We start from the raw sequence: 18,169 nt of genomic DNA, 5'->3' as shown, positions 1-18,169 counted from the left end.
AATAGTTATTAAAAAAATATCCTGCTTTAACAGGATATTCATTTCATTAATAAAAATTACTTAGATTTAATTATTAGTTATTTTAGGTTTAGTACCGCTTTTATTAACATGCCCCTTAATAAGAGCATAGACTACTGAAAGAACCGGAACACTAAATAACATTCCTGTAATTCCCCATAATCCTCCACCAACCGTTACTGCAAAAAGTACCCAGATCGACGGTAAACCTACTGAAGAGCCTACTACTCGTGGATAAATTAAATCTCCTTCCAGTTGTTGTAACACAACTAAGAAAATGATAAAAATCAATGCTTGCATTGGATCAACTGTCAAAATCATAAATGCCCCTATGCCACCACCGATAAATGCCCCTACAATTGGAACAAAAGCCGTGATCCCTACTAAAGAGCCTACCATTGGAGCATAAGGCAGATTTAACACAGCCATTCCAACGGCACACAAAGTTCCCAAAATGAAAGCTTCAACTGTTTGACCAATCACAAAATTTGAAAAAGTTGTTCGAGCGAGTGTCCCCACTTCTAACAATTTTACTGAAATACGTTTTGGAATATAGGCATCGATCAATTTATGACTTTGGCGTTTTAAAGTTTCTTTACTCATTAATATGTAGAGGGCAAATACAATTCCCACAACTAAATTAAGAATACTTGTAAAGAACATTGAAATGACATCAACAGTTGAACCGAGCATTCCAGTAAGTCCAATTTTAAATAAACCACTTAATTCACTTGCAATACTGTTTAAATCAACACTATTGATCCATGTTTCTAACTGCGGAAAACTATTGCCATTTTGATTGATCCACACTTGTAACTGTTCAAAGGTTTCTGGAAAAGATTTAACGATTACTTTTATCGCATTTGTTAATTCTGGAATAATTAAAGTAATAATTATTCCAATTACCCCAATAACAATCAACAATGAAACAATAATACTGATCACACGTTTAAAACTAGTATACTTTTTATCTAAAATAAATCTAGATAAAATCTTTTCGATTCTAATCATTAATACATTTAAGATAAAAGCAATCATAATTCCTAATAAAAAAGGCATTATTACTGCAAGAATACTATTAAAAATATCTAGTATTATTTGAAAATTATTTAAAGCCCAATAACATCCGATACCAATCAATACTATTTCTAATATTTTTTTATAGTCGATTTTCACTCCATCCATTTTATCCTCCCGATTACTTTAGTTAATCTTATTTTACCACTATTGCTTAAATATGAACAATCAACAAAATATTGCATAATTACGAGAAAATATTGCAATTATGAATTCTATAGTTTATTATAATGATAATTTAAAGTTATTTTAAGGGGGAATTAAATGATGAAAGAAAAAGTTATTCTTGCTTACTCTGGGGGACTAGACACTACTGCTATTATTCCTTGGTTAAAAGAAAATTATGATTATGAAGTAATCTGTTGTTGTATTGATGTTGGTCAAGCTGAAGAATTAAACGGATTAGAAGAACGAGCTAAAGCATGTGGGGCAACTAAATTATATATTAAAAATGTAGTTGATGAATATGTCAAAGATTATATCATGCCAACAGTTCAAGCTGATGCTGTATTTGAATATAAGTATTTATTAGGAACAGCAACAGCTAGACCATTGATTGCTAAAATATTAGTTGATGTTGCACGTCAAGAAGGAGCAACAGCTATTTGTCACGGTGCTACCGGTAAAGGTAACGATCAAATTCGTTTTGAACTCGGTATCAAAGCTCTTGCACCTGATTTAAAGATCATTGCTGCATGGCGTGATCCAAAATGGAATATGGACTCTCGTGAATCTGAAATTGAATACTGTCAAGCTCATGGTATCAATCTACCATTCTCTGCTGATTCAAGTTATTCACGTGATCGTAATATTTGGCATATTTCTCACGAAGGATTAGAACTGGAAAATCCTGAAAATGCACCAAATTATGACCACTTATTAGTGTTATCTACATCGCCTGAAAAGGCACCTGAAGAACCAGAGCATGTAGTTATCGAATGGGAAAAAGGATTCCCTGTTAAATTAAATGGTAAAGCAAAATCATTGACTGCAATCTTAGAAGAATTGAATGAAATTGGCGGAAAACACGGAATTGGAATCATTGATATTGTAGAAAACCGTGTTGTTGGAATGAAATCTCGTGGAGTTTATGAAACACCAGGAGGAACTATTTTAATGGAAGCTCATCGCCAATTAGAAGAATTAGTTTTAGATCGTGAAACATTAAAATATAAACGGCTAGTTTCTGTTGAATTTGCAGAATTAGTTTATGCTGCTAAATGGTTCTCACCTTTACGTGAAGCTTTAAGTGCTTTTGTTGATAAAACTCAAGAAGTTGTTAGTGGTACTACTAAATTCAGATTATATAAGGGGAATATTATTAAAGAAGGAACAACTTCACCTTATTCATTATATGATGAAGATATTGCAAGTTTTGCTACTGGTGATCTATATGATCATCATGATGCTGAAGGATTCATTACTTTATATGGACTTTCAACAAAAGTAAGAGCAATGAAATTAAATAATAAAGACTAATAAAAGGGCTAATGCCCTTTTATTATAACAGGAGGAAATGAAATGAATTTATGGGGTGGACGATTCACTAAACCAACCGATCAGCTAGTTTATGATTTCAATGCATCAATTAGCTTTGATCAAACTTTTTATACCCAAGATATCCAAGGAAGTATTGCTCATGTCAAAATGCTAGCAAAACAAGGGATTTTAACAAGTGCTGAAGGAACTGAAATTGAAACTGCTCTAAATCAAATATTAGAAGACCTTAATACTGGTAAATTAACGATTGATAATAGTCAAGAAGATATTCACAGTTTCGTTGAATCTACTTTAATTGAACGAATTGGTAACACTGGTAAAAAGTTACATACTGGAAGAAGCCGTAATGACCAAGTTGCACTCGATATGCGTTTATATACACGCGATCAAGTTGTTATATTAAATACTTTAATTCATAATCTATTAATAACGATTAATGATATAATGAAAACTCATATTGAAACAATCATGCCTGGTTTCACACATTTACAAAAAGCTCAACCAATTACATTAGCACACCATCTCGGAGCTTATTTTGAAATGTTTAAACGTGATAGCAGCCGATTAGAAGATATTTATAAACGAATGAATATCTGCCCATTAGGTTCTGGGGCTCTAGCAGGTACTACCTACCCATTAGATCGCGAATATACTGCTGAACTATTAGGTTTTGATGGACCTTGCTTAAATAGTATTGATGGGGTAAGTGATCGTGATTATTTGATTGAACTATTAAGTGCTATGGCTACAATGATGATGCATATGTCAAGAATCAGTGAAGAAATTATTATTTGGAATACTAATGAATACCAATTCGTCGATTTAGATGACACTTATTCAACTGGCTCTTCAATTATGCCACAAAAAAAGAACCCTGATATCGCTGAATTAATTAGAGGAAAAACAGGTCGAGTATATGGAGCTTTAACTAGTTTATTAACTACGATGAAAGGTATTCCTCTTGCTTACAATAAAGACATGCAGGAAGATAAAGAACTTGTCTTTGATGCACTCACAACGACTAAAGGCTGCTTACAATTATTAGACGGAATGTTAAAATCAACAACATTTAATAAAGATAAAATGCGTAAATCTGCTACTGGTGGATTTACTAATGCTACTGATGCAGCAGACTATTTAGTCAATAAAGGGGTCCCATTTAGAGATGCTCATGGAATTATTGGGCAGCTAGTCCTATATGCAATTGATCAAAATAAAGATCTTGATGACCTAACAATTGCTGAATTTAAAGCCATTTCAGAGGTTTTTGATGATGATATTTATGATGCTATCAACGTTGAAACTTGCGTTAATAAGCGTAATACTATCGGTGCACCTGGTATAACGGCAATGAAACAGGTTATTACCTTAAATGAAAAATATTTAGCACAATTTAAATAGTACTAGCAGCTGCTAGTACTATTTTTTTATCCCCCTCTTTTTAAGTGATGTCTCAAAAAATTATTATCTCGGGGATTATCAAGACTATCTTTTTTTTGCCCACTTTTTAAAATTAATGTCTAAATATTTATTTAATGCTACTGGATCTTTAGTTCGATATAATTCAATCAATCCATATCGATCATTTAGCCTTATCTGCTTTTTCTGCAAATAATCGAACATCTTTACAACTTGACTATTGTTTAATATTTGAAAAGAATAAACATCATAATCAGTACGGACATCTATATCAATATAATAATTTAAAAACACTCTTAGTAATGTAATTTCATATAAAACACTACACATTGAAATATTGAAATCAATAATTTCATTAATAGGAATAACTAGATTATTATATTTAATTTCTTCATTATTAAAAAATAAGGTATCACGGTCGATCCATTGTTTAAGTGATTCGTTATTAAAAGAAATTTTCACCTATCTACGTTTATTTTAATTGTTTATTTTTTTCAATATCTTCTAATTGAATTTTTGTATTTTCAATAAACTCTTTTTTGTTTTTAAAGCATCTCTAATTGAAAATTGATTATTTAAGATTAATTTTATTTCATCAATCGATATTTCCATCGACCGGAGCAATAAAATCAATTCTAAAATATCAAGTTCTTTTTTAAATAATTATGATAATTATTACTATTCCTCTGAGGTGTAATAAAACCCTCTTTTTCATAATAAATAAGTGTCTGTTTTGCTATTCCCAACATCTCTTCAACTTCATGTGTTGTCATACTATCACTCCTTTTTCAATTATATTAAACACTATATTCTTAGTATACAGTCAAGAATAATTAAAATAAAAGAACAGCATTAATGCTATTCTTTATAACCAGTTTAATTTATTTTCAAATTCCACTTTATCTTGGCCATTTTCAATTACACCAATTTCATAACAAGGATAGTACTCTGAAAGATGTTCCATGACTTGCCTTTTATCCTGTTGACTTACAACAACATTGAAACCAACCCCACAGTTAAATGTATTTAGCATCTCCTTATCATCAATATTACCACGATGTTTTATATATTTAAAAATTGGCAAAATATTAATCTTTGCTAAATCAATTTTAGCTGTTAAACCATCGGGAATAACTCGACATAAATTTCCTTCAATTCCACCACCAGTGATATGTGCCATACCGTGAATCGATACCTTCGTAAACAATCCTTTTAATGCTTGATAATATGGTGTGTGTGGTTTCATAATTTGTTCAATAAATGTTTCATTCATGATTCGTTCTAATTTAATTTGAGGATATTTATCCATTAACATTCTAACTAAAGAATAGCCATTTGTATGAAGACCATTTGAAGCAATTGCAAGTATAACATCCCCAGCACTAATTTTGGAACCATCAATTACCTTGTCCTTTGCAACTATTCCAGCAATACTTGATGTTAAGACATAAACACCATGTTCAACAACTTGAGGTTGAATTGATGTTTCTCCACCCACTAATGAGCATTCATTATTTTGACATGCTTGCGAAATTCCTTTCACCAATGAGGCAATCGTTTCTTTTTCAGCATTACCACAAACAATCGTATCTAATACCGCTAAGGGCTTTGCTCCCATAACAACAATATCATTAACCAAATGATTAATCATATCATGACAAATCGATTCACTATATCCATATTCCATCGCTAGTTTTTGTTTTGAACCTGGTTCCTCCGATTTAAGAACTAAAACGGGATGTTTAATATCTGAAAATGAAATATCATATAAAGAAGCAAACGGTCCTAACCCATTTAAGACCCGTGGATCACTAGTTTTTAAATATTGTTTCATTTCTCTTTTTATGGCATCACTATATGCAATATCTACCCCTGCCTTACTATATGATAATCCCTCTAGTTCTTTTTCTACACCTGCTAATAATTCATCAACAGTAATCTCTAGTAATGCGGCCAAATCTGATAATATCTCAACATTAGGCAAACCACCATTTTCCCATTTTGAAACAGCCTGGAAAGAAACAGATAGTTTATTAGCCAATTGTTGTTGAGTTAAACCTTTTTCTTTACGTTTTAAAGTAATGAATTCACCTACTTTATTTACATTGATCATATTTATACCACCTTTCTCTTTAATTATAAACATTAATATTAAATAAAAAAATAATCTTGCATTTGAGTTATCCCTTATAATTCAACTCTTAGTTGAAACAAAATCTTATCACTATATCTTACTAATCAATAAAAATTATTAAACTAAAAACCTAATTCTTACGATTTTCTTAAATATTGGTGTTTAAATTGTTTTTTAAGACAAAATAAGCTAAGATGATTTTTGAGGTGATAATATGGTTTATAATATCTTAGTCGTTGATGATGAACAATCTATCGCTGACTTAGTGGAATTATATTTACAAAATGAAAGTTATCAAGTTTTTAAATTTTATCATGGTCAAGAAGCTTTAGACAGCTTGAAAAAAAATCATTATGATCTAGCAATTCTTGATGTAATGATGCCCGATTTAGACGGGTTTAGTCTATTAAAAAAAATTCGTGAAGATTATTTTTTCCCAGTTATTATGCTTACTGCTAAAAATAATGACATGGATAAAATTAACGGTTTGACCTTAGGCGCCGATGATTATTTAACTAAACCCTTTAATCCTCTAGAATTGGCAGCTCGTGTTAAAACTCAATTACGTCGTTATACCCGTTATAACACTAACGAACCAGCGGTTAATCAACAAATATACGATTTTAATGGTTTAATGATCAATAATGATAATCATAAGTGTACATTATATGACCAGCCATTAAATTTGACTCCAATTGAATTTTCAATTCTTTGGTATTTATGTTCAAAACGTGGCAGTGTCGTTACATCAGAAGAACTTTTTGAAGCAGTATGGCAAGAAAAATATTTAGATAACAATAATACCGTAATGGCTCATGTTGCTAGACTGCGGGAAAAAATGAATGAGAATGCAAGAAAACCCAAATTTGTAAAAACTGTTTGGGGCGTTGGTTATACTATTGAATAATACTCATTTTAAGCAAAGTCTTACTGCTAATCTACTTAAAAAAATTGGAATCACAATTAGTGTCACGGTCGTAACTTTTGTTATTTTATTACTTTATTCTTATGAAGTATATCACCAGTATATTTGGCAAGAATATGATCTTGTCTACCAGGTAGCACAAATCATCAAGGATAATTTAGTGACTATTTCAATTACTTTGATTGCTTTTGATACTATTATTATTTTTTGGCTTCGCTACCGTGAATCTTTACAGTATATTGAAAAAATGCTTGAAGCGGGAAAAACTTTAGTTGCCGATAATAATTATCTGATCAGTTTACCATATGAGTTAAAAGAAATTGAAGATCAAATGAATCAAATTAAACGTGAATCTTTACAAAATAAAAAAGCGATTAAACAAGCAGAACAACAAAGGAATGATTTATTACTATACTTGGCCCATGATTTAAAGACACCACTAACCTCGATCGTAGGATATTTAGACCTACTAATGAATCAGCCTAATCTCACAATCGAGGAAAAAAGCAATTATACCAAAATTGCCTATGATAAAGCTATTCGTCTTGAAGAATTAATCGAAGAATTTTTTTCTATTGCTAAATATAATCTTAGTGATATTTCTTTAGAACGAAAAGCTGTTAATCTTTCAATGATGTTAGTTCAAATCTCTTATGAATTTATGCCTTTATATCATGAAAAAAATATCAACTGTGTTACCAAGATTGAAGACAATCTGTCTCTTGAATTAGATATTAATCAATTTGAACGAGTCTTTGATAATCTTATTCGTAATGCTATTAATTATAGTAAAGAAAATTCAGATTTAATAATCACTGCCAAAAAAGAAGTTGATTGCATTTTTATTCAGGTAGCAAACTTTGTCAAACATATTAGTGAACATAATTTAGAACGTATTTTTCAACCTTTTGTCCGCTTAGATGAAGCTCGTAATAGCAAAACAGGCGGTTCAGGACTTGGCCTTGCAATTACTAAAAAGATTATTGAGCTCCATGGTGGTACAATTGAAGCTGATTTAACTGATGATTTAATTACATTTACCATTAAACTACCAATATAAATAGGCTTTAATTTCCTAAAAGTCAGGAATTAAAGCTTTTAATTTATATAATCTTTCTAATAAAAAACAATAAAGGAAAATCCTTTATTGTCTTAATCTACCTTCCTTTAACAAACGAAGAAGTTCTAAATTTTGTTTTGCACTTCCAGTATAATCATATATCCCATTTTTTCTTGCTAACTCTCTTCGAGATGCGAATGAAGCATCTACCCCGATTTGGACCAATGCATCTACAAAAGAATCTCCTCGGTAGGTCGGATTAGATAAATACTGCATCATTCCCGTTATACTATCATTATTCACCCAGCCGAGTCCATTTCCAATCAAATATGGATTTCTCGCTCCCTTTACGACTCTTCGAATCGTTCCGTGGTTTATATATGGAATCAATGGTGTCGTGCTGTCAGAAGAAACAAACACATGATCGAATGTAACATGATCTCCTACCTGATAATTAGTAATCGGAGGAATTGTTTCATCACCTTCAAAGTTATTAAATCCACCTGCTATTATTTCTGCAGGAAAATCTCTATAAGCATAATTTCGATCAACCGGTGCATTAATCCCCTCAACAAATCCTTTATCAGTATATTGCCACATATCAAAACCTTCGGCCCCTAATTCTTCAGCATACCGTGCTACCCACTTTGTATAGCGATCAAATAAAGGTCCAGTTAATTTTTCCGTCCACCAATAATATGATGCATAAAATCCTGGAAAATATCTATTGTTTACTAGTTCTTCGGCCCATACACGACTATTTCTTTCAATCTGTTCATTCGATAATTGTCCAATTCTTGGATCTTCTAAATCTAAATATACTGGGTATTCCATCTTATATCCTTCAACCAATCGCATAACATGTCGTGCTTCAGACAATGCTTCACTTTCAGTTGTTGCATAAGAATACAAATATACCCCAAAAGGAATTCCTAACCGTGTACACTCATCAGCATTTCTTTTAAAAGTAGGATCGTCTTGACCAGGAATATCTTGACCATAACCACACCGTAAGATTGCAAAATCAATATGATTTTTAACTAACTCCCAATCAATTTGACCTTGATATTGTGAAACATCAATACCTTCTCTAACCATTTATTCACCCCCTCAAAATACTATATGATTTTTTTTATAAAATGACTTTAAATTCAACTCTATTTATAATTTTATTTTTATATTATATAGCCAGCTTCTTTTTAGACCATTTTCTATATACTTCGCTGTAAGAAATTTGTAAGATTTTCTTTAGAGTATCTAAATATATATTCTATTGTCACTTGATATAATAATCATTGTAGAATAGGTTTTTTGATTGGGGTGATAAAAATGGAAAAGAAAAATAACTATTTGATCAACATCACAATAGCTCTTTGTTCAATATATTATTTTTGGATGCTGATACGAATAATCATTTTAAAGAATGGTTTTATTGATATGGGCTATAATAGTAATCTAGTGTTATTTGATTTCATTAATCAATATCACCAGTCAGGGCTAACAAAAGTTCTACTTGTAAATATTATTGGCAATGTTTCCCTATTTATCCCTTTAAGTATTATCTTGAGACACTATTTTAGTTTTCTAAATAATTACAACATTGCCTTTATTGGTTTTTTTACTAGTCTATCTTTTGAACTAATTCAATTAGGCACCGGATGGGGAGTTTTTGATATCGATGACATTTTCCTAAATACTCTTGGCTGTTTAATTGGAATAATAATCTATCATTTTATTAATCAGCATCGTCAAAATAATGTTTCGACTAGTTTATTCTTACTTAGTTTCGGGAGTATCGGATTAATTTCTGTTTATAACTACGCTCCCCTTCTTCTCACTACATTCATCATTTAAGGAGCAATATTATGGAAAAAAAATTAAATAAAAAAGAAAAATTCTTTATTGTATTGGTTTTGGGGGTAATTACTATATTTTCAATTGTAATTAAATACTATTCAATGCATTTATGAAACTTAAAAAATTAAAAAAAATTCCTGCTTTTATCGCTTTTATCATTATATTTATATTTGGTTACTTATGTCTCCAAATAATCCCTCCCCTACTATACAATGATAATTCAGGTGCACTTGATAAGGTAGACTGCCCCCAATACATTAATGAATTTGTTGATAAAAATCCTCAAGCAATTGAACTGAAAGAAAATTATCAACCCAATGAAAACACCGATCCTATTATCTTAGATAGTCCTAATGGCATCCCTTTATATATCCAATGGGATAAGCGCTGGGCATATACTACATATGGTGATGAAATTATTGGAACTGCCGGTTGTGGCCCTACCTGTCTATCGATGGTTGCTGTTGGCTTAACTGGCAAAACAACTTATAACCCACGCTATGTTGCTAAATATGCTATTAAGAACGATTTTCTTGAAGGCAGTATGACAAGATGGGCATTGATGGAAAGCGGCTGTAATGAATTTGGCTTAATCGCTTCTGCTGTGCCATTGAGCAAAAATGAAATGTTTAAGCAATTAGATGCTGGTCATCCAATCATCGCCAGTTTACGTCCTGGCGATTTTACAACGACTGGTCACTTTATTGTCATTACTAAAACTATTAATGACAAGTTTTTAGTTAATGATCCTAACAGTAAAGAAAATAGTCATAAGCAATGGTCATATAGCCAATTAGCTCCTCAAATCAAAGCTATGTGGGCTTATAATACGATTTAGGACTACCAAATGGTAGTCCTTTTTTTATAATTCCCGTTTTTCTTTAACTCCGTATTTTAAATGATACAGGGCTTCTAAAACCTCAAAAATATAGGTTATTGAAAATTTACCAATCAGTGAATGATGATCTGTTCCAACCTTTAAGATCATATCGATACTATCACTATAAACAAATTCATCCAATTGAGAAATAACAATCTTATAGGCCGGACTCTTAGAAATTACTCGCATAACATCTGGATGATCAGTCATAAATCCTCCTGCAATACTTGAAACAATAATTACATCATTTTCATCTAATCCTTCTACCGTCAAAATTTGCTGTTCTAAAGGATACATCCCACTACATTCTTTACCCAAATATGATAGTTCAATCTGTAATTGCATCGATACTGATTGAGTAAAAAAGTTTCCAGCAAAACAAACCTTATTTGCATCATGAATTTTATCGACAATAAATTCCAGGTCTTCATAAGATACACTCTCGTATGTTTCTTTTAAATTATCTAAAATATTATCAAAATGAGCTTTAAACACTTCTTTACCTTTATGTAAATACTGCCTTTGGGGCAACTGATGATCAAACTGTAATCTGAGTGTATCGCGATTAAAATAATTTAAATTCATGGTAATATCCATTTTAAAATCAGCAAATGATTCATAATTTAGTTTTCTGCATAATCGGGAAATCGTTGCTGTTGAAACAAAACAAAGCTCTGCTACATCAGTTATTGTACTTCCCGGAATCACATAGATATTTTGAAGAATTTTTCTTGCTGCATTAGCATAAACATCATTTATGCTCGTTGTATTAATAAAATTAACTAAATTATAAAAAGCTCCGCGCATTCCCTACTCCTCCTTATTAACAATAATAATTTTGCCATCATCTAGGCATAAACAATTTAACTGTCCAATCACACCACAAGCCAAACCACCATCAATTCCAATTTTATTTTGATGGACATCATCAACCCAAATATCAAAACTCCGATCCTTGTTTAACATCGCTGTTGGAGTATGACCAAAAATATAAATCTTTGTCAAATCACCTCGTGCATGATAAAAATCATCTCGAATCCATAAAAGAGAATTTAATTTTTGTTCTTTTAGTGGATAACGAACATCGATTCCAGCATGAACTAACACATATTTTTGTTGATTTACCTCAATTTCTAAATAATTAGGAAGATTAATCAAATATTCATACAGACTTTTAAAAAAAGCTGTCCGGATAACACGATAATCTTCATATCTAAATTTATCTTTTTGAAGATATTCACGAATATTTCTCATCGTTGTATCACCACCATTGGCTAACCATAATTTTAACGCCCGTGAAGGATAATCAAAATCATCATAATAAACTCCATAATATAAAGCTTCTTGCCACATGTATTCATGATTTCCTTTTATTAAAATAATATTATTATGATCTTGAATATAAAATAATATTTTTAGACTGTCAGGTCCACGATCACAAATATCACCAATTATATATAAAATATCATTTTCACTAAATGATATCGTTTCTAGTAATTTTATCAATAAGTCAAAGTGACCATGTAGATCACTGATGACATAAGTTTTACCCGTCATTTTATCACCTAATCTTATCATATCATACTTTAGCATTAAAATATCACTTGATTTATTTGTAAGCGCTTTACTATTTTAGAAAAAATTTGTCTTTACCTTTATTTTTGATTATACTTATATTTGTAAGGAGGGGATAATTATGGTCGACGAATTCTATTTGGACGTTAATCTTGAATTGTTTGTACAATGGTTATTTGGAAATAAAAATAAGTATGATCATAATATACTATGTACATTAAAAAGCAATGAACCTTACGGGAAAACTATCACTTTTAATTATTATAATATTAGTGGTTCAATTGTTATTTGGGCTAATGGTATCATTGAAGAACAAATCTTTGATGATGAAGAAAATTTATTATTCTATCTTCATTACAAACTCGTTAGTTTAGCTCAAGGACAAAAATTATTTTACGACTTCTACGATTCATTGACCAAACATACAAAATGTCCCCCACTTAAAATAATTTTATGTTGCTCAGGCGGTTTATCATCATCATTCTTTGCAAATAAGCTAGCTGAACTAATCTCCTTAAAACACCTTAATTATGAAATTATTCCTCTTGGCTTCTATCAGTTAAATAGTAGTTATTTGGACTGTGATGCAATTTACCTAGCACCACAAATTTCATACTTAGAACCACAGGCAATGAATATTGTTAAAAATACCGTGCCAGTACACTGTGTTACACCAAGTGTTTATGCAACATACAATTATCGTGGGTTATTAGATATGATTACAAATGAAAATATATCTAAAACCAAAGAAAACGGAACTATTTAGCTCCGTTTTTATTTACCTAAAGTCGCTACCATAACTGCTTTGATAGTATGCATTCTATTTTCTGCTTCATCAAAAACAACCGAATTAGCACTTCTAAAGACTTCATCTTCAACTTCACGAATATCAATACCTTGTTCGTATTTTTCTTTTGCAAGAGTAGTTTCAAAATCGTGGAATGAAGGTAGACAGTGCATAAATAAAGTTCTATCATTACCTGTTTTAGCCATCATTGCCTGAGTTACTTTATATGGTGATAATAATTTCACCCGTTGTGGATATAATTCTTCTGCTTCACCCATTGAAACCCAAATATCAGTATAGATAACATCAGCATCTCTTACCGCTTCATCAACATTATCTGTCACCATAAAACTTCCACCAGATTTTTCGGCCTCAGCTTTACAATAGGCTACTACTTCCGGATCCATTTGTAGTTCACTAGGCCCTAATGCAACAAAATGCATCCCCATTTTAGCTGCTCCATACATCAAACCATAACAAACATTGTTACGAATATCACCCGTAAAAACAAACTTCACTTCGTTAAGCGGCTTATCTAAATGCTCTTCAATCGTTAAAAAGTCTGCTAAAGTCTGAGTTGGATGATCTACATCTGTCAATCCATTCCATACTGGTATTCCTGAATATTTTGCTAACGCTTCAACTGTACTTTGTTCAAATCCTCTAAATTCAATTCCATCATACATTCTTCCAAGTACTTTGGCAGTATCTTCAATTGATTCTTTTTTCCCCATTTGTGAATTACTTAAAAAAGTAACATGAGCCCCTTCATCTAATGCTGCCACTTCAAAAGCACATCTTGTTCTCGTTGAAGTTTTTTCAAATAACAAAACAATATTCTTACCCGCTAAGCTATTACTCGTTTTTCCTTCCTTTTTATCTTTTTTTAGCTGATGAGCTAAATCAAGAAAATATCTAATCTCTTCTTTTGAAAAATCTTTAAGTGTTAAAAAATTTCTACCATACAAATCCATTATAAATCCCCCTTTATAATTTTATTCTTAATTCTAACAAAAATAAAAGCAATAATCAACTAATTGATTATTGCAGGTTCACTATCTTCTTTTTCAAACATTTCTTTAATATTATCTTTCGACTTGATTACCAACTCTCTAATTTGTTTTAATGTTTCGTCTGTCACTAAAATATCAAAGGCTTCTTGAGCTGAAGTTGCTTCTACAGCAATTGATAGATCTAAGCGAAACAATTTCTTTTCATTATCCATTTCAAAACCTCCTTTAATGTTTTAATAAATATTGATCATACTGTACCATAAATCTTGGATGAGCTTCGATTTTCATATAAATACTATTTTCTAAATACTGAAATTCTAACACTAAACAATGCTGATGTAAATACTTAAATACTTCACCATCTTGATAAGGAATATTTAAATCATAGATTGCATAATCTTTAAAAAGGATATCGCTGATTGACTTTTCTAATACTTCTAGTCCAATACGTTCCTTAGCAGAAATAAATGCATATGGCTCTAACGGTACAATAAAGCCATATTTATTTAAATCAACTTTGTTATATGCATAAATCATCGGCGTATCCTTTATCCCTAATTCTTTTAAAACTGCATTAGTAGTATTAATATACTGCTCATAATTAGGGTTGGAAGCATCAACAACATGAATCAACAAATCGGCTTCAACTACTTCTTCTAAAGTTGAACGGAAAGCTTGAATCAAATGATGCGGTAAACGCTCAATAAAACCAACTGTATCTGTCAATAAACAGGGGTGCTGATTGATCGTAATATGCCGTGTCGCTGTTTCTAATGTTGCAAATAGCATATCTTTTTGCAATACCTGCTTATTTTTATTTAGACAAAAAGCATTCATTAAAGTACTTTTGCCGCTATTAGTATAACCGACTAAAGCAATAACCTTCATCTCATTGTCTTTTCGTCTTTTTCGTTGATTTTGACGCTGTTTAACAATATTAGCTAATTGCTTTTTAGCATTAAAGATTTGATTTGAAACCAAACGACGATCTAATTCAATTTGTTTTTCACCGCTTCCTCTGAATCCCGAACCACCCTGCTGGCTGTATAAATGTTCTTTCATGCCCGCTAGACGTGGCAATAAATATTGACCTTTAGCTATTTCAACTTGCAGTTTTGCTTCTTTGGTTTTCGCTCGAACTTCAAAAATTCGTAAAATTAGATCAGTTCGGTCAGTTACTTCAATATCTAAAATATCTGTTAAATTTTTTACTTGTAGTGGTGATAATTCTTCGTTAAAAATCACTAGGTCAAGATTATCTAACTGTCCTTTAATTTCTTGAACCTTTCCAGTACCAATATATAATGAAGGATTAATCTTATCAAGATTTTGCACACATCTTTTTATCACTTCAATATTACATGCTTTACATAATTCCTCTAATTCAATTAATGAATTATCTAAATCATAATTCATTTCTTTATATCTAACACCGACTATTAATGCCTTCATCATTTCACCCCACTCCATTTTACCTTATCTAATCTTATATTACTAGAAGGAAAGCATATGAAAAAATTCAATTACTATTTTACTTTACTATTAGTTGCCTTTATTACACTATTTTCATTCTTTAACATGTTTCAAATTGTTTCACTCTCTAATAATGTGATTAAAATAATTATTAATAATCTATTACCTTCATTATTACCATTTATGATCCTTATTTCACTCTGTTTATCTTTAGGGTTATTAAATCTCTTTAGCTATTTAATCCAATGGATCTTTAAACCATTATTTAAATTATCTCCAATCATGTCTTCTATATACTTCATCTCATTTTTTTGTGGTTATCCAACTAATGTTAAAATGATCAAAGAAGCATATGAATTAAATTATATTAATTCTCAAGAATTACAACATCTTTTATCTATTGCTTCATTTGCTTCAATTTCCTTTATTTTTGTATCATTGCATCTTGAATATCCATTGATCATATATTTTTGTCATCTAGCACCTAGTATTATTAAAGCTTTATTTTATCACCAGCATTATGAGTTTCAAAGTTTGAAGGAATCAATCATTAGACTAAAAAAGCCCCATGTCAGTTTTGTGGAAGCTTTGAAACAAAGCATTTTAAGTTCATGTTATGCTTTTATTTTCATCCTTGGTTATATGCTGGTTTTTCAATTCGTAGGATATGCTATTGGTCATATTATTAAGGACAGCTTCATTAATGCTATTATTCAGGGAGTTCTTGAGTTTAGTTCTGGAAGTCTTCAACTATTACAATTTAGTCATACCCCACTAGTATATAGCTTAATTTGTTTTAATCTATCTTTTAGTGGTCTTAGTGTAATGATGCAAACGGATAATCTTTTAGATGGAATTGACTATAGTTTTAAGGCTTATTTCAAAGCTCGCTTATTTCATGGTCTTTGTTCATTTACCTTATGTCTATTAATTTTAACTTATCTGTTATGAGCTTATCATTTTTTTAACCATCTTATTATTTTTAATGAAATAATTTTTTCATTTATTAAAAAGAATCGTCCTCGACAAATATTTTCAGTATAATAGAAAGATGTAAAGAGGAGAATGATTATGGAAAGCAAATTTAAAATAATTATTATGGATGTTGATGGAACATTAACCAACAGTCAAAAAATTGTTACCCCAAAAACTAAAGCAGCTTTAATGAAAGCACAAGAGTTAGGTATTAAATTAATTTTAGCTTCTGGGCGTCCAACATCTGGCCTTATTGGATTAGGGCATGAATTACAAATGGATAAATATCATGGTTTATTCGTATGTTATAATGGTAGTAAAGTTGTTGACTGCCAAACAAAAGAAGAATTATTTAATCAACCATTGAGCATTGAAGAAGGCAAAGCTGTCTTAGAGCATATGAAGAAGTTCGATCGTGTACGTCCAATGATTGACAAAGGTGAATATATGTTTGTCAACAATGTTTATGATAACTATATTAATTTCAATGGTGCACCATTCAATGTTATTGAATATGAATCACGTGGTGGAAACTATAAGTTATGTGAGATTGACGATTTAGCAGCTTTTGCTGATTTTGAGATCAATAAAATCTTAACTACTAGTGATCCTGAATATCTTCAAGAACACTATCAAGAAATGATGGAACCATTTAAAGATAGTCTAAGCTGTATGTTTACCGGTCCTTTCTACTTTGAATTTACGGCTCAAGGAATTGATAAAGCTAAAGCTTTAGATACTGTTTTAAAACCAATGGGTTATAGCCAAGATGAAATGATTGCTTTTGGTGATGGTCATAATGATGCATCAATGGTTAAATATGCAGGAACAGGTGTTGCTATGGCTAATGCCGTTCAAGACTTAAAAGATATTAGTCAATATATAACTTTATCTAATGATGAAGATGGTATTGCTGAAGCATTATATAAATACATTCCAGAATTAAAAGATTAGTACGCTGAAGCGTACTTTTTTCTTTTATTAATAATAATTATCAATAAGCTATTGACATATACTAACAAAAGATATACTATAATAGTAACCATTACTATTATAGAAAAGGAGGTAGCGTATGCCAAAGACAAGATACTCTAAACAGCGTGAATTGATTTACGAAAATTTAAAAGCAAGATGCGATCATCCTACTGCTGAAGCTATTTATAGTGATTTAAAAAAAGATAACCCCGGCTTAAGTTTAGGAACTGTTTATCGTAATCTTAACTTTTTAGCTGATGCTAAAATGATCAGAAAATTAGATGTTGGTCAAACAATCGTCCATTTCGACGGGGACATTAGTGATCATTATCATTTTATCTGTAATGAATGTAATCAAGTGTTTGACATCACTTACCATGATGAAAACATTAGTAATGTAGTACAAGAACATACTAAACATCATATCGAAAAAACGGATATTGTTTTTAGCGGTATATGTGAAGAATGTTTAAAAAAGAAAAATTAAAGAAAATAACGGAG

General features: G+C 30.9%; 20 protein-coding genes. 10 read left to right on the top strand and 10 right to left on the bottom strand.

Annotation, left to right across the window (positions count from 1 at the left end; genetic code table 11):
• Positions 1 to 66 precede the first annotated feature (66 nt).
• Positions 67 to 1,203 (bottom strand): AI-2E family transporter, encoded by a 1,137-nt coding sequence (locus KTF99_RS08550; protein WP_003536087.1) that lies wholly within the window; start codon positions 1,201 to 1,203, stop codon positions 67 to 69.
• A gap of 159 nt (positions 1,204 to 1,362) precedes the next feature.
• On the opposite strand from KTF99_RS08550, the gene KTF99_RS08545 reads away from it, so the two are divergent.
• A complete protein-coding gene (locus tag KTF99_RS08545; RefSeq protein ID WP_009299976.1) occupies positions 1,363 to 2,574 on the top strand; it encodes an argininosuccinate synthase in 1,212 nt (403 codons plus the stop codon).
• A gap of 42 nt (positions 2,575 to 2,616) precedes the next feature.
• Positions 2,617 to 3,996 (top strand): argininosuccinate lyase, encoded by a 1,380-nt coding sequence (argH, locus tag KTF99_RS08540; protein ID WP_029480724.1) that lies wholly within the window; start codon positions 2,617 to 2,619, stop codon positions 3,994 to 3,996.
• Positions 3,997 to 4,080: 84 nt separating this feature from the next.
• On the opposite strand, the gene KTF99_RS08535 is transcribed toward argH, so the two are convergent.
• The 3 genes from KTF99_RS08535 to purM all read right to left on the bottom strand — a co-directional run bounded on the left by KTF99_RS08535 (position 4,081) and on the right by purM (position 6,127).
• Positions 4,081 to 4,476 carry a hypothetical protein gene (locus KTF99_RS08535; RefSeq protein ID WP_003536084.1) on the bottom strand — a complete coding sequence of 132 codons (396 nt, stop codon included), beginning with the start codon at positions 4,474 to 4,476 and terminating at the stop codon, positions 4,081 to 4,083.
• A gap of 173 nt (positions 4,477 to 4,649) precedes the next feature.
• The gene (locus tag KTF99_RS08530; RefSeq protein WP_081723948.1) at positions 4,650 to 4,787 is read right to left on the bottom strand and encodes a MerR family DNA-binding transcriptional regulator; all 138 of its coding nucleotides are present in this window, start codon (positions 4,785 to 4,787) and stop codon (positions 4,650 to 4,652) included.
• A 92-nt stretch (positions 4,788 to 4,879) separates the two neighbouring features.
• Complete coding sequence (purM, locus tag KTF99_RS08525; protein ID WP_008791283.1) at positions 4,880 to 6,127, bottom strand: phosphoribosylformylglycinamidine cyclo-ligase; 1,248 nt, start codon at positions 6,125 to 6,127, stop codon at positions 4,880 to 4,882.
• A gap of 235 nt (positions 6,128 to 6,362) precedes the next feature.
• Between purM and vanR the strand changes: the two genes are divergently transcribed.
• Together vanR and KTF99_RS08515 are read left to right on the top strand one after the other, a co-directional pair.
• Positions 6,363 to 7,055: a VanR-ABDEGLN family response regulator transcription factor gene (gene vanR / locus KTF99_RS08520; RefSeq protein WP_003536081.1), complete on the top strand. Its 693-nt coding sequence runs from the start codon at positions 6,363 to 6,365 to the stop codon at positions 7,053 to 7,055.
• On the top strand, positions 7,048 to 8,133 hold the full coding sequence (locus tag KTF99_RS08515) for a sensor histidine kinase (protein WP_008791282.1): 1,086 nt from the start codon (positions 7,048 to 7,050) through the stop codon (positions 8,131 to 8,133). Before vanR ends, KTF99_RS08515 begins: the two co-directional genes overlap by 8 nt.
• Before the next feature lie 84 nt (positions 8,134 to 8,217).
• Here KTF99_RS08515 and KTF99_RS08510 read toward each other — a convergent pair whose 3' ends face one another.
• Positions 8,218 to 9,231, bottom strand: coding sequence for a glycoside hydrolase family 25 protein (locus tag KTF99_RS08510; RefSeq protein ID WP_003536079.1), 1,014 nt, complete (start codon positions 9,229 to 9,231; stop codon positions 8,218 to 8,220).
• Positions 9,232 to 9,462: 231 nt separating this feature from the next.
• Here KTF99_RS08510 and KTF99_RS08505 point away from each other — a divergent pair, with 231 nt between their 5' ends.
• A complete protein-coding gene (locus KTF99_RS08505) occupies positions 9,463 to 9,987 on the top strand; it encodes a VanZ family protein (RefSeq protein WP_022007501.1) in 525 nt (174 codons plus the stop codon).
• A 112-nt stretch (positions 9,988 to 10,099) separates the two neighbouring features.
• On the top strand, positions 10,100 to 10,828 hold the full coding sequence (locus KTF99_RS08500) for a C39 family peptidase (RefSeq protein ID WP_003536077.1): 729 nt from the start codon (positions 10,100 to 10,102) through the stop codon (positions 10,826 to 10,828).
• 24 nt (positions 10,829 to 10,852) lie between these two features.
• Here KTF99_RS08500 and KTF99_RS08495 read toward each other — a convergent pair whose 3' ends face one another.
• Both KTF99_RS08495 and KTF99_RS08490 read right to left on the bottom strand, forming a co-directional pair.
• Positions 10,853 to 11,677 (bottom strand): MurR/RpiR family transcriptional regulator, encoded by an 825-nt coding sequence (locus tag KTF99_RS08495; protein ID WP_003536076.1) that lies wholly within the window; start codon positions 11,675 to 11,677, stop codon positions 10,853 to 10,855.
• Between the two features lie 3 nt (positions 11,678 to 11,680).
• Entirely contained in the window at positions 11,681 to 12,463 is a 783-nt protein-coding gene (locus KTF99_RS08490) for a metallophosphoesterase (protein WP_003536075.1), read from the bottom strand.
• Positions 12,464 to 12,566: 103 nt separating this feature from the next.
• On the opposite strand from KTF99_RS08490, the gene KTF99_RS08485 reads away from it, so the two are divergent.
• Complete coding sequence (locus KTF99_RS08485; protein ID WP_003536074.1) at positions 12,567 to 13,211, top strand: hypothetical protein; 645 nt, start codon at positions 12,567 to 12,569, stop codon at positions 13,209 to 13,211.
• Between the two features lie 8 nt (positions 13,212 to 13,219).
• Here KTF99_RS08485 and argF read toward each other — a convergent pair whose 3' ends face one another.
• The 3 genes from argF to hflX are packed head-to-tail and all read right to left on the bottom strand — an operon-like array spanning position 13,220 to position 15,700.
• Positions 13,220 to 14,206, bottom strand: coding sequence for an ornithine carbamoyltransferase (gene argF, locus KTF99_RS08480; RefSeq protein ID WP_029480726.1), 987 nt, complete (start codon positions 14,204 to 14,206; stop codon positions 13,220 to 13,222).
• 59 nt (positions 14,207 to 14,265) lie between these two features.
• Entirely contained in the window at positions 14,266 to 14,457 is a 192-nt protein-coding gene (locus tag KTF99_RS08475; RefSeq protein ID WP_003536072.1) for a hypothetical protein, read from the bottom strand.
• 13 nt (positions 14,458 to 14,470) lie between these two features.
• Positions 14,471 to 15,700, bottom strand: coding sequence for a GTPase HflX (hflX, locus tag KTF99_RS08470; protein WP_020994235.1), 1,230 nt, complete (start codon positions 15,698 to 15,700; stop codon positions 14,471 to 14,473).
• A 54-nt stretch (positions 15,701 to 15,754) separates the two neighbouring features.
• Here hflX and KTF99_RS08465 point away from each other — a divergent pair, with 54 nt between their 5' ends.
• From KTF99_RS08465 to KTF99_RS08455, 3 genes are all read left to right on the top strand, one after another.
• Positions 15,755 to 16,669, top strand: coding sequence for a nucleoside recognition domain-containing protein (locus KTF99_RS08465; protein WP_008791276.1), 915 nt, complete (start codon positions 15,755 to 15,757; stop codon positions 16,667 to 16,669).
• Between the two features lie 120 nt (positions 16,670 to 16,789).
• Positions 16,790 to 17,647, top strand: a complete 858-nt coding sequence (locus tag KTF99_RS08460; RefSeq protein ID WP_008791275.1) for a Cof-type HAD-IIB family hydrolase — start codon at positions 16,790 to 16,792, stop codon at positions 17,645 to 17,647.
• A gap of 118 nt (positions 17,648 to 17,765) precedes the next feature.
• A complete protein-coding gene (locus KTF99_RS08455; RefSeq protein ID WP_003536068.1) occupies positions 17,766 to 18,155 on the top strand; it encodes a Fur family transcriptional regulator in 390 nt (129 codons plus the stop codon).
• Positions 18,156 to 18,169 lie beyond the last annotated feature (14 nt).

It is taken from the genome of Erysipelatoclostridium sp. MSK.7.34 (assembly GCF_019041935.1).
Lineage (GTDB): Bacteria > Bacillota_I > Bacilli_A > Erysipelotrichales > Coprobacillaceae > Thomasclavelia > Thomasclavelia ramosa.
The sequence above is the reverse complement of the archived record's forward strand: the minus strand, read 5'-3'. Positions and strand labels throughout refer to the sequence as shown.

Excerpts from the sequence above, each read along its gene's own strand:
- KTF99_RS08455 (WP_003536068.1), top strand. The coding sequence starts at position 17,766 with ATGCCAAAGACAAGATACTCTAAACAGCGTGAATTGATTTACGAAAAT.
- KTF99_RS08505 (WP_022007501.1), top strand. The coding sequence starts at position 9,463 with ATGGAAAAGAAAAATAACTATTTGATCAACATCACAATAGCTCTTTGT.
- KTF99_RS08475 (WP_003536072.1), bottom strand. The coding sequence starts at position 14,457 with ATGGATAATGAAAAGAAATTGTTTCGCTTAGATCTATCAATTGCTGTA.
- KTF99_RS08490 (WP_003536075.1), bottom strand. The coding sequence starts at position 12,463 with ATGCTAAAGTATGATATGATAAGATTAGGTGATAAAATGACGGGTAAA.
- argH (WP_029480724.1), top strand. The coding sequence starts at position 2,617 with ATGAATTTATGGGGTGGACGATTCACTAAACCAACCGATCAGCTAGTT.
- KTF99_RS08465 (WP_008791276.1), top strand. The coding sequence starts at position 15,755 with ATGAAAAAATTCAATTACTATTTTACTTTACTATTAGTTGCCTTTATT.
- KTF99_RS08510 (WP_003536079.1), bottom strand. The coding sequence starts at position 9,231 with ATGGTTAGAGAAGGTATTGATGTTTCACAATATCAAGGTCAAATTGAT.
- KTF99_RS08545 (WP_009299976.1), top strand. The coding sequence starts at position 1,363 with ATGAAAGAAAAAGTTATTCTTGCTTACTCTGGGGGACTAGACACTACT.
- vanR (WP_003536081.1), top strand. The coding sequence starts at position 6,363 with ATGGTTTATAATATCTTAGTCGTTGATGATGAACAATCTATCGCTGAC.
- purM (WP_008791283.1), bottom strand. The coding sequence starts at position 6,127 with ATGATCAATGTAAATAAAGTAGGTGAATTCATTACTTTAAAACGTAAA.
- KTF99_RS08495 (WP_003536076.1), bottom strand. The coding sequence starts at position 11,677 with ATGCGCGGAGCTTTTTATAATTTAGTTAATTTTATTAATACAACGAGC.
- KTF99_RS08530 (WP_081723948.1), bottom strand. The coding sequence starts at position 4,787 with ATGACAACACATGAAGTTGAAGAGATGTTGGGAATAGCAAAACAGACA.
- KTF99_RS08500 (WP_003536077.1), top strand. The coding sequence starts at position 10,100 with ATGAAACTTAAAAAATTAAAAAAAATTCCTGCTTTTATCGCTTTTATC.
- argF (WP_029480726.1), bottom strand. The coding sequence starts at position 14,206 with ATGGATTTGTATGGTAGAAATTTTTTAACACTTAAAGATTTTTCAAAA.
- KTF99_RS08460 (WP_008791275.1), top strand. The coding sequence starts at position 16,790 with ATGGAAAGCAAATTTAAAATAATTATTATGGATGTTGATGGAACATTA.
- KTF99_RS08485 (WP_003536074.1), top strand. The coding sequence starts at position 12,567 with ATGGTCGACGAATTCTATTTGGACGTTAATCTTGAATTGTTTGTACAA.
- hflX (WP_020994235.1), bottom strand. The coding sequence starts at position 15,700 with ATGATGAAGGCATTAATAGTCGGTGTTAGATATAAAGAAATGAATTAT.
- KTF99_RS08550 (WP_003536087.1), bottom strand. The coding sequence starts at position 1,203 with ATGGATGGAGTGAAAATCGACTATAAAAAAATATTAGAAATAGTATTG.